Here is an 11,828-nt window from a genome sequence, read left to right as displayed (position 1 = left end):
GGCCACGGTGGCCTCCTCACCCCGCCAGATTTACACCACTTCCCGGGACGCTACCCGCCACTCCGCCAGGCTCGCCCGGTTCATCTTTCGCGATGACGACACGATGCCCTGGTTCCGCCATCGACGGGACACTGACCGCCCGACAGACCGGGCAGCAGACGACCATTCTATGGCTCAATCGGGTTCGTAAGGACGAGTCGGACGAACGGCGGGAACACCTTCGCGGGCAGACCGGAAGGCGGCGCAGTCCTGCAGACAAGGGCGCGACTCTACCAGATCAGGGACTTGCCTTCACCCGGAGGGAGGGCCAGCCCGGGTGCTGGCGACGGCATCAGAAGCGGCGCACGAGTTCCCAGTTGATCGAATAGGCGTCATAACGGCCGGTGGTCTGGGAGCGGTCGCTGTAGGACACGCCCAGCCGGCTGTACCAATCCCGGTAGATGCCGTTGATCAACTCCACGGACACATCCGTGCCGAACTCGTAATCCGACAGGCTGTCATCGGTGTGCCAGCCCGGGCTGAGCGAGACGTTCAGCCCGTCGTCGTCGGAAAACTTCCAGTAGCCCACCGCGGTCAACGCAAAGCGGCGGTAGTTCGACGGATCGTAGTAACCGTTGTCGAGGTCCTTGTCGTAATCCTGCCAGTGCGCCGAGACACCCAAGTCCAGGTTGAAGCGCTCGGTTCTGAGCATGGCCCGGTATGGGTTGACGAACAGCTCGTTGCGCCGATTGCCGTCATTGAGTCGGCCATGGGCCACTTCGGCATTGACGAAATGACGCAATGCCGGCTGCCACTGAATGCGAGCGCGGTGATCCCGCATCGCCAGCCCCAGCGAGGCGGACTTGGGCGAGATGTCCCAGACGCGACGGGTGGCCGAAAGATCGACCCAGAGGTTGTCCAGCGGGCGCAGGTCGGCATACAAGCCGTACAGACCCACGTCACCACCCCCGCCGTCGATACTGGCCGCACCAACGTCCGCGCCGATCTCGAGCAATGGGCTGAAACGGTGGCGCGCCCCCACCCAGGCCTGTTCGATGTCGATCGAGGTATCGCCTTCCACCCCGACGAACGGGCTGCCGGCCTTCGCGCGGATATCACGGTGCTCGGCCCGACCGTAGAGGTAGGTTTCCGGGGTCAATGACCAGCGTCCCTTGACCGCGAGACGGCGCATGCTGATGTCGTCAGCATCGTCCCGCCAGCCGGCCTCGATGCCGACATTCGAGCGCAGGAAGGCGTGCGTGCTGCGAATGGCATCGCGCGTGTCCTTCGACTCCGGACGCAGGCGCTTGAGCGGCTCGAGGGCGGCGATGGCCTCGCTGTGGCGCGGCTCGCCGCGCAGGATCAGCATGCGGGTGTAGAGATGCTCATAGTCGTCGGGGTTCGCGGCCAGCAGCCCATCGTTCAGCTCACGCGCCTCGGTCGGGCGATGCGCCCAGGCCAACAAACGGGCGCGCCGGGCGGCCCAGTCGTCGTCCTCGCCATGCACGTCGTGATAGTGGTTCAAAGCCTCGGCGGCAACGGCATAATTACCGCGCCAGGTTTCCACCGTGGCGTAATCGAGCAGTGCCTCGGCATCGTCAGGATGCGAGGCGAGATAGTCCCGATACAGCGCCACCGACTCGTCGAGTTCGCCCATCCCGCCGAGTGCTCGGGCGTAGGCCTTCAGGTCCGACGACTCACCCGTGATGGCGTGGACCCGGCGGTAAATCTCCGCGACGGCCGCCGTATCGCCGGCCCAGTTGGCCTGGCGGGCACAGGTCCGCAGGATGGCGACATCCTCGGGGGACAGGTCGGCAGCGGCGAGGCAGTGTTCGAGGGCTTGCTCCGGTCGGTCGGCCTGCGCCCAGGCCGCGCTCGCGGCCAATCGAAGGTCGGGCTCCTCAGGCTCAACCGCCACCGCCTCGTCCAGCGCCTCGGCCGCCGCCTGCGCTTGGCCGTCACGGGCCAGCACATCGGACAGGCGTCGCCATAGGTCGACTCGCTCGGGATCGCTCTCCAGCGTGCGTCGATAGATCTCGGCCGCCGCCCCCCAGTCCTCACGCATCTCGGCACTGATGGCGGCATCGGGCACAGCCTGAGCCCATGTCGCCTGCGGGCCAAGGACGATAATCGCACCCAGGGTGGCGGCTGCCAGATGTCCCGCCAGCCTTACCGAGAAACGGGACTGGCGGGGGAAAGGTGTCATTTGCGCCATTTTCTGTTCCCCGTAATCCAGAGATCCGTGGCGAAGCGCCCGATCGTGACCAGGTCGTACAAGAGGCTCGCGTAGCGGATCGGGGTCAGCAGGATGCCCTGAATGAATGCCTTGACGCGCCGCCCCTTCGAGATGGCGGTCAAAATACCCACCGCGATAGCCAGCTCCGCGATCAAGGTGACGATCAGCGGCTCCCACAGTTGCAGCAAGAGCATGATCAGCAGTGCCGTCGGGAACCCAATCTTCTCGAAGGCGGCAAGGAACGGGATCCAGCCGGCGGGACGCCCCTCGCGTTCGGTATGGGCCACGCCGAACGGCTGGCGATAGGCCTCGCGGATCTGGCGACGAGCCACCAATTCCTTCATGTCCGGATCGTGCTTTTCCCGATAGCGGTGCCGCATGCGGCGTAGCAGTTTGAACGGACTGCCGAGCAGGCCGTCGAAGTAGTAGCAGCTTTGCAGAAACGACGACGACCACATGTAAATCTGCCGCGGCAGATTGCGCATCTCCGGCTCCAACGAATGGGCCTTAACGTCCTGCAACTGGATGTTGCGATAGCCCTCGTTCATGAGGGCAAAGCCAATGAAGATGTCCTCGGAATTGGTCAAGTCATCGCCCAGCACCGGCTCGTACTTGTCGAAGAGGTCCTTGATGTACTTGCGTCGATAGGCAACGGCACAACCCACCGGGTTGGTGATGCTGCCGAAGAACTCCATCTGACCGACATAGACAAACCGCTGCAGGAAGGTATACAGCTGCTGGCGATAGAGGGCCGTCAGATTGCGGTTCAGTCGGTGCCACCACCCGCCCTGGGGCTGATACAGATCTAAATCCTCGTGCGCCTCGAGAAATGCCCTGATCGCCGGCTCTTCGATGCGCCGTCGCCGGTCCTTCTCGCGCGTGGGCAAGATCACCCCACAGGCGCTGGCGATTCCGACGCCCTTGTAGAGCTCCTCGACGGCACGAGCGATGTAGTTGTCCGAATCCAGATAGGTGTCGGCGTCGAGGATGAATTCGACATCCGCGTCGTACTCGCGCGACTGGCGCTTGATCGTCGGGGTCTTGCCGATCGGATGGTGGCGCTGGATGACCGTCAACGGCATTGCGTGATGCTCGGCGAAGGCCCGCGCATACTCGATGGTCCGGTCCGAGCTGCCATCATCGACCAGGATGATATTCCGCGGCTGCTTCGTTTGCCGTCGCAGCGACTCGAGTGCAAGCACCACATTGGCTTGCTCATTGAGGGCCGGGATGACCGCATCGACCACCGCATCGCGCCAGTCCTCGGCGGGATTGGGATCGGTCTTGTCCGGTCCGCGAAGCAGACCGATGATACTCAGAACCGCGCTCGGACTCAGAACGAAGTAGGGAGTGGTTGCCATGCGCCCTCCTCAGGATCCTTCAGCTTGTCGCACCCGGGCGATCAGATCATCCAGGGTGGCATCCAATGTCCATTGCGGACGGTAATCAATTAGCCCATGCAGTCGCGTCACGTCCGGGCAGCGATGCGGGATGTCCACGTATTCCTGCCCGTAGGCCACCTCGTACGGAAGGCGCTCGATGCCCGAGCTCGAGCCGGCGCGCTCGATCACGCGATCCGCCAGGGTATTCATGGACAGCTCGTGCTCCCCGCCGACATTGACGATCAACCCTTGGGTGTTCGCCTGCCCGGCCAACTGGTCGAGCATCACGACGGTGTCGCGCACATCGGTGAATGCACGGCTCTGCTCCCCGTCACCGAAGACCGTCAGGGGCTGGCCGGACACGGCCTGCGAGACAAACCGCGGCACCACCATCCCGTAGCGGCCGGTCTGCCGAGGCCCGACGGTATTGAACAGCCGGACCACCGTCACCGGGATGTCCTTCACACGCGCGTAGGACAGCGCGAACGCCTCGTCGGCAAGCTTGCTGATGGCGTAGTTCCAGCGTGGCGGCGCCTCCGGCTGGATGATCAGGTCCATGTCCTCGGAGAGCCGTGGGTCGATACGGGGGCCGTAGACCTCGGAGCTCGAGGCCACCAGCACCTGCGGCTTCCAACCGCAGCGATCGACGGCACGTAGCAGGCGTTCGCAGCCCGCGATGTTGGTTGCCATCACGCCGATGGGCTGTTCGAGCACCCGGAAAACCCCGACCACGGCGGCCATGTGGTAGACCCGATCGGCCCAGCCAACCGCCTCGCCCAACCCGGGCCAGGTGACGATATCGGCCTCGGTAAAACGGAAGTTCGGGGAATCGAGGTGCAGCGCGAGGTTATCGCGGGACCCGGTGCTGAGATTATCGACAACATGGACCAGATCACCCTTGGCAAGGTGATGGTCCACCAGATGCGAGCCGATAAAACCGGCGCCGCCAGTGATCAGAACGTGCATCCCGAGCCTCCTTTCATACCCGATTGCCGGGGTCGCACGGACAGCGAACCTTGCCATCCGGTTGGAAGTATAGTCGAGCCAACCGCAACCGTATGTAGTTTGCGCGCCACCGAACCGGTTCGACTGCCGGGGGTGGTTCGCCCTGCTATCTTCACTGACGACATGCGGCGTCAACCGGAACGCTGGCGCTACCCCGCCCACCCAATCCGCTTGGGACCAAGCTGACACGGCGTGGCGCAGACAACCCGAACCGCGAGGACCCACCCGATGACCGAACCGACCGTCAACCGCCCCGCCCTTGCGCTGTGGATGATCGCCAGCCTGACCGTGGCCGTCCTGCTGCTGTGGCTCGGCGCCGGTCTCCATCCGCCCGGTGCCGAGAGTGCGCGCACGCTGCCCGCCTCGCCTCTGACCGGCGCCATGGGGTTTGCCTTCCTGCTCGCCTGGGCGGCCTTTGCCTACGCCGCGTCGATCACGACTCCGCATCGGGGAGCCGAGCATGCCGGACTGTGGGCCTCGCTCCTCTTGCCGCTGGCCGTCGTGGTCCTGCTCGGCGCCGGCCAGTCCCTGATTGCCCTGCTGCTCGCGATCGTCTGGCTGGCAACGCTGATCTGGACGAGTTGGCAGCTTGCCCGCCGCGAGGCACTTGCCGGCATCATGATGCTGCCGGTGATCGGCAGCGCGATTGCCAGCATGCTGCTGTCTTTGACGCTTTGGGTACTACCCTGAAGCGCCACCGGGCATCCCTCGAACCGATGCTCCAAAAAGACGAAGGCCGCCAAATCCAGGATCGGCGGCCTTCTTGCCTTGTAGTTGGCGAGCGCGTCAGTCTTCTCGCCAGTGCAGGTCGATCCAGCAGCGCGGCAATGGCTCGCCGGACGGAAACTCCAAATCCTCTTTCTCGAAGCTCTCCTCGTCCTGCATCTCCTCGCCCGCGTGCTGTCGGCCCATCACGCTCGGCAAGGCCGGATCAGCAAGCGTTTCCAGATCGATGATCTCGATCATGTCGTCGTTATCCTTGCGCTTGAGAAACATGCACTGCTCTCCTTGTTCGGAAAATTTTCTGTAAACCGCCGCGAATCCAACTCATAGGCGTTCCGGCAAGGCAGCGCGGATTTCCTCCGGCGACCGGGCCGAGAAATCCTTGGGCTGATCGGCCACCAGGGCATCCTGCAGCCCCTTGCCCATCTCCGCGCGCAACAGGCCGAGAAAGTCGGGTGCGGCCATTAGGTAGAACCGCTCCATCCGCCCCTTCTGCAGCGCTTGATCGAGCTCGGTGACCACCTCGCGAGCGAAGCGCTTGGCCTCCACGTCACGCACGCTGTTGGCCGGTTCATAGGCATGCATCGCATCGCCCTTGCGATCGGTGGTCGAACCCGGCCGGTCGGTCTCCAGATCCGCGTCCGACAATCGGGCCGCGGAATTGGACAAGGAAGTCACCTCCTCGAGCACCCCCTTGGGCGCGGGACGGCTGGAGGGATGCACCTCACTGCCGCGATAGGCCCCACTGTTGTCACGGACCGCGAGAAAACGCGCCCGAGCCTCATCGGCAACCACTACCCAGGTACTCATAGAGCCGACCTCCTTGCTATGTCGTGTTGACCTCCACGAGTGTATACGCAGATCTCGCCCCCTGCCGCGGGAACCCCGGCAAAGCGATCTCGTCCACGGTGAGGTCGGCCGATATCGCCCACATGTGCGTCGATGTCCCGTCTCTCGACAGGCATGGTCCCAGCACAAAAAAACCCCGCCGGATGGCGGGGTTGTCAGGTTCGGAAGGCATTGCCGGATCAGTAGAGCTGTGCCGGGTTGACCGAAGTGGCCCCGTCATCGACATACATGCCGTATTCCTTCATCGAGCCGTCGTACAGGGCGACATCATCGTTACCCATGATCTCGCTGGCGACGAACCACACCCCCGAGGCCAGGTTGCCCGAGTTGCAGTACGCGATCGCCGCGCCACTCGGATCGAGGCCCTTGAATTCCATGATCGAGCGATAGCTGGCTTCGGGCAGGAACGTGGCCGCTGCGCCATCGGCACGCACGAGCACGTCGGTCGGCAGGCTCTTGGCGCCGGGCAGGTGACCGGGCACGGTCTTGGACTTGCTGAACACGCCCAGGTACTGGTTCGGCGGACGCGCATCAAGCAGCTGGACCTTGCCGTTGGAATCGACCGCCTCGCGCGTCTCGGCATACGTCGCCAGGATCTCGTCACGCTCGTCGGTTGCGACCCAGTCACCGGCCTCGATCTTCTCCGACTGACCGGTACCGGCGTCAAAGCCCGCGGCCAGCCAGTTGGCCAGACCACCGTCCAGTACGGCCATGTCGTCATGACCGAAGTACTTCATCTGCCAGTACAGGCGAGTGGCCTTGGTGTAATCCGAGCCGGACAGACCCAGCGGCACGATCACCACCGTATCGTCCTTGTCCACGCCCAACGCCTGCACGAAGGATTCGAAGTCGGCCTTTTCCGGGATCAGCTTGCCGACCTTTTTGCCGTTTTCCATGCGCTCGACGCGCACCTTGCCCCAGTCGACGAACCGGGCGCCCGGCACGTGACCGGAAACGACGGACACGACTTTCTTACCCTTGACGGTCTCGTACTTCGGCGCCATGGCAAACGCCTTTTCCGACCCGGCAATCTGCAGAACCGTGACCTGCTCAAGGTTGTCGTTCAGCCACTGCGGGTCAACCACCGGACCCGGCACATCCAGTGCCCAGGCCCCTTGCGCGATGGCCAGGGCAGCTACCCCGGCAGGAACTGCGAGAAACCGCTTGAAATCCATATGACTCAACTCCTTCTTCGTGCATCAACAAACGACGCCAGCCGGCGCCGGAAAGGCCGCCCTCAACCGGGCGGGGAAATCAGTTGCGCTTGCATGGCCTCGAGTCGCCGTGACCAATCGGCCAACACCGCCTCCATATCCAGCGGACACTCGCTCAGGACATGCCGGTCCCGATCGGCCAGCACCTCCGGATCGGGCCAACCGCCGGAATCGGTCGTCAAGGCACGATCGCGCGCCTCGAGCAATTCGCGGATCTGTGGCATCAGCAGTGCCACCAGGGACGTCAACCACCGCCCCACCAGCCACGATGGGCGAGCCCGGTTGATCTCGAATCCGTTGGGCAATTGCGCCAGCAACTGTGCGGCGGGACGGATCGTTTCACCGGTCACCCACCCATTGGTCGTAAACAAGCGCTGCGCATTCCCCTGACGGTCCATCGACACCGCGACCACGTGCGCGAATCCCGGCTCGTTCCCGTCGGCAACGAACAAGTGGAAGTGGCCGTGTTCGTTGGAGGCCCACTCGGCCGGGTCATGCGCGTGATAGTAGAAACGCGCCCCACTGACCGGATCCCGGGCGTCATCCTGGGGAAAGTGCGCCCAGTAGTCGAAGCCCTCTTCCGGGTGATCCCGGAACAATTCGGTGAGCACGGTCTGGTTGTCGGCGGTCAGCGCCGACTGAATCGAGCGCCATTCATCACTGGCTGCCAGACCGGCATCAAGCCAATCGTCGGGCAAGGCATGGAACGGCGCGTCACTCATCCAGACAACTCAGCCCGTGAGGGACACTCGGTCACTGACCGCCCGGCGCGCAGGGATTGCCGCCACGCCCCGACGGGGCGCAAGGGTTGCCACCACGGGCTGAGGGCGCACAGGGGTTGCCGCCCCGAGCCGACGGCGCACACGGATTGCCGCCGCGCGCATCCGGAGCGCAGGGATTGCCGCCCCGAGCCGATGGCGCACAGGGGTTCCCGCCGCGAGCGTCCGGAGCGCAAGGATTGCCACCTCGGGCTGAGGGCGCACACGGATTATCGCCGCGAGCCGAAGGTGCGCAGGGGTTGCCACCGCGGGAAGACGGAGCGCAGGGGTTGCCCCCACGCGCGGAGGGGGCACAGGGATTACCGCCCCGGGTCTGCGCGGCGGCCGATAGCGGCAACATGGTGGTCGCCGCAAGCGAGGCGCCCACGGTGAACGCCATGGCCGGCATGGACAACTTGAGCGCGCGGCGAGCACGCGCCTGTCGGGCGATTTTCTTCGATTCCATCTAATCCACTCTCCTCTGACAAGGGCGGGCAGCCGGGGAGCCATCCCGCAAAATCACGTGGTGTCCCCGACTCAATCGGTGTCGGTGCGCCGCGCGGCGCTGGCTTCGCGACCCAGATCACGACCGAGTTCATCACTCTCGTCAGGAGCACGCCCTTCGGTGATGTCCTCGGCGGTGTACACACCGTGACTGCGCTGCTCGAGTGCACGACCAGCAAAGAAGCCGCCCGCCAGTACCAGCAGCATGGCCGCCACCACCAGCCACGGCGAGACGCCCAACAATTCCGGTACGGTGCGCGCCGATACCTGCGCCCCGTTGACCGCAGCCTGAATGAAATCGCTGTCGTAAACGCCGGCGAAGGCCCAGACACCGATAACCATGCCGAGCATGAACACCAGTCCGTCGATCCGACCACTACCGAGCCCGACCACGGAGGTGCCGGGGCAGTAGCCACCAATGGCGAAACCGGCGCCGATCAGCACGGCACCCAACACGGTGCCCCAGAGATACGTTTCGGCGACGTAGAAACCCTGTGCGCCGAAGGTGTTGTTCGCCTGCAGCAACAGGATGCCGATCGCCGCAACAATGATGGCCGAAAACATGACCTTGAATACCGACCAGTCAGTCAGGCGAAACTGGGCGGTGAGTTTGCAGGGGGAGCCAAAACCGGCCTGCTCGAGCACGAAGCCGAACAACAGACCGGTGGCCAGTGCGGTACCCGCGGTGCCGTAATCCATTACCAAACCCTCCGCATCAACAGACTGATCAGGATCCCGACCACGAAGAACACGATCAGGAAGACGAAGCCAGCCACGCCCAGCATGGCGGTATTGGACAGGCCGACGCCGCTGGTGCACCCGGCCGCCAACCGCGAACCGAACCCGGCCAGCAGGCCGCCGCCCAGGGCCAGCAACAGACGCGGCGCGACGCCGATGCGACCGGAACCGCGATCGACCTTGACCCGGAAACGTCCGGAGGAGACCGCCGCGAGGATGGCGCCGATCAGGGTGCCGATGGCGGCAATCACGATCCATGCCGCGAGCGGATTGCCCTGGGCCATCCCACCGAGGTAGGCGTTTTCACGGGTGGCCTCTGGCGCGACCTGAAGGCCGACCTCGGTGGCCACGCGGGCGAAGGCACCGGACGAACCCATGCCGTTGCCCACCAGCACGAAGGTGAGCAAAACGACCAGGCCGAGCACGATGCCGGCAATAAAGGGGGGCCATAACGGCCGAACTTGGCAAGACATTCCCTGCTGGACCTCCTGGAATCAGCGATTGAAAAAACGTTCCCTGAAGGCCCGCCGATCCGACGGGCCTGTCGACATCAACCTTTAATGGGCGAGTCACCCCGCCATGGCCGCGGCCCGCTAGAAGGCAGCCGCTTCGGCCTCGAGAAACGCCAAGGACGCGTACTTGCCGATGTTCTCGTCGAAGCCATTGGTCACGCGGGCGTAGTACTGCACTCGGTCGTCCTCCAGTGCATAGGCCTTGGCCTGATCCGGTCCGGCCATGTCCTCGACGGCCTTCTCGGCGGATTCGTAGATGCCCTGGAAGAAGATGCGGTTGTGCTCGATCAGATCGTTGGCCGGGAAACCGTGCGCCGGAATCCAGAAGGCCCCCGGCACGTTCTGTTCAAGACCATCGAACGCCTTGAACGTCCCGAGGAAGCTGCCATCGTCCATAAAGGCGATGCGATTGTTCATCGCGATATCGCCGACATGCACGATCTTCTTCTCCACCAGTTCGAGGCTAATGTCCGACGGGGTGTGTGCGGTGCCATAGAAGTGCACGCGAATCGTGAGATCGCCGAAGTCGAGTTCGTCGCCGTGGCCGACCACCTTGTTCGGCGGGGTCACCACGGTGCCCTCGATCGCATTGCCCGTGGAGCGCTCCATCAGGCTGACCCAGAAATCGCCCTGGTTGCTGCGGATGGCCGAAGCGGTCTTCTCGTGCGCGTAGATCGGCACGTCCGGGTTCTCGTTGACGAAGGCGTGGTTACCCAGCCAGTGGTCGCCGTGGTAGTGCGTATTGAAGACCGCCACGATGGGCTTTTCAGTAATTTCACGGATCTGGCGCAAGGCCATCCGGCCGATCTGCAGCGATGCACCGCTGTCGATCACCACGACGCCCTTTTCCGTAATCGCGAAAGTGACATTGCTCATCATCCCCTGGTTTTCCTCGGAGGGGAAACCCCAGGGCGAGACGATCACGTAGACATTTTCGGTGATCTCGGTTGCCGGGATGTCCGGCATCGGCGGCCCTTCGATCACCAGTTCTTCCTCGGCGAACACACGCGAGGACCACGCCAGGGGCGCAGCGGCCAGGCCAGCGGTGACCCCGATGTTGCGCAAAAAGCGACGGCGCGTTGCCAGGAACTGCTCTTTGAATTCCATTGCCTTCTCCTCAAATGTGCCCGCCTTCGCCATCGGGGGACCCCCACGCCGGACCCGCCTTTCGAGGCGGCCGATCCGGGGGCGAGCAGGCCAAGTTTATTAGCTGTTTCTAAATAATGATCGCCGTGCCTCGAAATTTCAACGTTGTGGCGATCGACATTGTTGATCCGACGTCAGGTTTACTTCTGTCCACGATGCCGGACAACTACACTATGATGCCTCATCAGTTTCCGGATAGCGGCGAATTCATGTCCTGCGCCAATCACGACCAGTGCATCGACGATGCCCTCGCCCGCGCCGAGGCGATCTGCGCGCGCTCCGGCGCCCGCTTGACCCCGATTCGGCGCGACGTCCTGCGTGAGGTCTGGTCCAGCCACGAGGCCACCAAGGCCTACGACCTGATCGAACGCCTCTCGAGGCACGGCGACCAGGTCAAGCCGCCCACGGTCTACCGGGCGCTCGACTTCCTGCTCGAACAGGGCCTGATCCACCGCATCGAGAGCCTCAACGCCTTCGTCGGCTGCGAACACCCGCAGGAGCCGCACCAGGCCATCCTGCTGATCTGCGATCAATGCGGCGACATCCTCGAGGAGGACAACCCGGCCGTGCGCGCCGCCCTCGACGACCTCGCCCACCAGACGGGCTTCGCCGCACGCTCGGCGGTAATCGAACTGCGCGGCCTGTGCCGGGCCTGCCGAACCGCCCATTAATCCCTTCTCACCCCATCAAGCGATCACACCGCATGAGCCCAGCGCCCAACGCCAAGGGTAGTGTCCAGTCAAGTGGTGTAAAAGCGAGATAGCCACCAAAGCCCTCGTCGC

General features: G+C 64.0%; 13 protein-coding genes. 3 read left to right on the top strand and 10 right to left on the bottom strand.

Annotated elements, in window-relative coordinates:
* Positions 1-331 precede the first annotated feature (331 nt).
* From D5687_RS10740 to D5687_RS10730, 3 genes are read right to left on the bottom strand one after another with little or no spacing between them, the layout of a single operon-like run.
* Positions 332-2,185, bottom strand: coding sequence for a tetratricopeptide repeat protein (locus D5687_RS10740; RefSeq protein ID WP_158611868.1), 1,854 nt, complete (start codon positions 2,183-2,185; stop codon positions 332-334).
* The gene (locus tag D5687_RS10735; protein ID WP_125199777.1) at positions 2,182-3,576 is read right to left on the bottom strand and encodes a glycosyltransferase family 2 protein; all 1,395 of its coding nucleotides are present in this window, start codon (positions 3,574-3,576) and stop codon (positions 2,182-2,184) included. The genes D5687_RS10740 and D5687_RS10735 overlap by 4 nt, the downstream gene beginning before the upstream one ends.
* 9 nt (positions 3,577-3,585) lie before the next feature.
* A complete protein-coding gene (locus D5687_RS10730; RefSeq protein WP_125199776.1) occupies positions 3,586-4,563 on the bottom strand; it encodes an NAD-dependent epimerase/dehydratase family protein in 978 nt (325 codons plus the stop codon).
* A 267-nt stretch (positions 4,564-4,830) separates the two neighbouring features.
* Here D5687_RS10730 and D5687_RS10725 point away from each other — a divergent pair, with 267 nt between their 5' ends.
* The gene (locus tag D5687_RS10725; protein ID WP_125199775.1) at positions 4,831-5,292 is read left to right on the top strand and encodes a hypothetical protein; all 462 of its coding nucleotides are present in this window, start codon (positions 4,831-4,833) and stop codon (positions 5,290-5,292) included.
* Positions 5,293-5,388: 96 nt separating this feature from the next.
* On the opposite strand, the gene D5687_RS10720 is transcribed toward D5687_RS10725, so the two are convergent.
* The 4 genes from D5687_RS10720 to D5687_RS10705 all read right to left on the bottom strand — a co-directional run bounded on the left by D5687_RS10720 (position 5,389) and on the right by D5687_RS10705 (position 8,110).
* Positions 5,389-5,598: an acetyltransferase gene (locus tag D5687_RS10720; protein WP_125199774.1), complete on the bottom strand. Its 210-nt coding sequence runs from the start codon at positions 5,596-5,598 to the stop codon at positions 5,389-5,391.
* Positions 5,599-5,649: 51 nt separating this feature from the next.
* Positions 5,650-6,135, bottom strand: coding sequence for a host attachment protein (locus D5687_RS10715; RefSeq protein ID WP_125199773.1), 486 nt, complete (start codon positions 6,133-6,135; stop codon positions 5,650-5,652).
* A gap of 218 nt (positions 6,136-6,353) precedes the next feature.
* Positions 6,354-7,349 carry a sulfurtransferase gene (locus D5687_RS10710; RefSeq protein ID WP_125199772.1) on the bottom strand — a complete coding sequence of 332 codons (996 nt, stop codon included), beginning with the start codon at positions 7,347-7,349 and terminating at the stop codon, positions 6,354-6,356.
* A gap of 62 nt (positions 7,350-7,411) precedes the next feature.
* Complete coding sequence (locus D5687_RS10705; protein WP_125199771.1) at positions 7,412-8,110, bottom strand: hypothetical protein; 699 nt, start codon at positions 8,108-8,110, stop codon at positions 7,412-7,414.
* Between the two features lie 326 nt (positions 8,111-8,436).
* On the opposite strand from D5687_RS10705, the gene D5687_RS10700 reads away from it, so the two are divergent.
* Positions 8,437-8,616, top strand: a complete 180-nt coding sequence (locus tag D5687_RS10700) for a hypothetical protein (RefSeq protein WP_125199770.1) — start codon at positions 8,437-8,439, stop codon at positions 8,614-8,616.
* Between the two features lie 67 nt (positions 8,617-8,683).
* Here D5687_RS10700 and D5687_RS10695 read toward each other — a convergent pair whose 3' ends face one another.
* From D5687_RS10695 to D5687_RS10685, 3 genes are all read right to left on the bottom strand, one after another.
* Entirely contained in the window at positions 8,684-9,349 is a 666-nt protein-coding gene (locus tag D5687_RS10695) for a DUF6691 family protein (RefSeq protein ID WP_125199769.1), read from the bottom strand.
* Positions 9,349-9,861, bottom strand: coding sequence for a YeeE/YedE thiosulfate transporter family protein (locus D5687_RS10690; protein WP_125199768.1), 513 nt, complete (start codon positions 9,859-9,861; stop codon positions 9,349-9,351). The genes D5687_RS10695 and D5687_RS10690 overlap by 1 nt, the downstream gene beginning before the upstream one ends.
* A gap of 120 nt (positions 9,862-9,981) precedes the next feature.
* Complete coding sequence (locus D5687_RS10685; protein ID WP_125199767.1) at positions 9,982-11,007, bottom strand: MBL fold metallo-hydrolase; 1,026 nt, start codon at positions 11,005-11,007, stop codon at positions 9,982-9,984.
* Positions 11,008-11,255: 248 nt separating this feature from the next.
* Between D5687_RS10685 and D5687_RS10680 the strand changes: the two genes are divergently transcribed.
* Positions 11,256-11,717, top strand: coding sequence for a transcriptional repressor (locus tag D5687_RS10680; RefSeq protein WP_125199779.1), 462 nt, complete (start codon positions 11,256-11,258; stop codon positions 11,715-11,717).
* Positions 11,718-11,828: the final 111 nt, after the last annotated feature.

The organism is Guyparkeria sp. SCN-R1 (assembly GCF_003932495.1).
Taxonomy (GTDB): domain Bacteria; phylum Pseudomonadota; class Gammaproteobacteria; order Halothiobacillales; family Halothiobacillaceae; genus Guyparkeria.
This window is presented reverse-complemented; position numbering and strand designations above follow the sequence as displayed.

What these genes read in the sequence shown, in the direction of transcription:
- D5687_RS10680 (WP_125199779.1), top strand. Translation starts at nt 11,256, where the DNA reads ATGTCCTGCGCCAATCACGACCAGTGCATCGACGATGCCCTCGCCCGC.
- D5687_RS10710 (WP_125199772.1), bottom strand. Translation starts at nt 7,349, where the DNA reads ATGGATTTCAAGCGGTTTCTCGCAGTTCCTGCCGGGGTAGCTGCCCTG.
- D5687_RS10730 (WP_125199776.1), bottom strand. Translation starts at nt 4,563, where the DNA reads ATGCACGTTCTGATCACTGGCGGCGCCGGTTTTATCGGCTCGCATCTG.
- D5687_RS10735 (WP_125199777.1), bottom strand. Translation starts at nt 3,576, where the DNA reads ATGGCAACCACTCCCTACTTCGTTCTGAGTCCGAGCGCGGTTCTGAGT.
- D5687_RS10695 (WP_125199769.1), bottom strand. Translation starts at nt 9,349, where the DNA reads ATGGATTACGGCACCGCGGGTACCGCACTGGCCACCGGTCTGTTGTTC.
- D5687_RS10740 (WP_158611868.1), bottom strand. Translation starts at nt 2,185, where the DNA reads ATGACACCTTTCCCCCGCCAGTCCCGTTTCTCGGTAAGGCTGGCGGGA.
- D5687_RS10725 (WP_125199775.1), top strand. Translation starts at nt 4,831, where the DNA reads ATGACCGAACCGACCGTCAACCGCCCCGCCCTTGCGCTGTGGATGATC.
- D5687_RS10720 (WP_125199774.1), bottom strand. Translation starts at nt 5,598, where the DNA reads ATGTTTCTCAAGCGCAAGGATAACGACGACATGATCGAGATCATCGAT.
- D5687_RS10690 (WP_125199768.1), bottom strand. Translation starts at nt 9,861, where the DNA reads ATGTCTTGCCAAGTTCGGCCGTTATGGCCCCCCTTTATTGCCGGCATC.
- D5687_RS10685 (WP_125199767.1), bottom strand. Translation starts at nt 11,007, where the DNA reads ATGGAATTCAAAGAGCAGTTCCTGGCAACGCGCCGTCGCTTTTTGCGC.
- D5687_RS10715 (WP_125199773.1), bottom strand. Translation starts at nt 6,135, where the DNA reads ATGAGTACCTGGGTAGTGGTTGCCGATGAGGCTCGGGCGCGTTTTCTC.
- D5687_RS10705 (WP_125199771.1), bottom strand. Translation starts at nt 8,110, where the DNA reads ATGAGTGACGCGCCGTTCCATGCCTTGCCCGACGATTGGCTTGATGCC.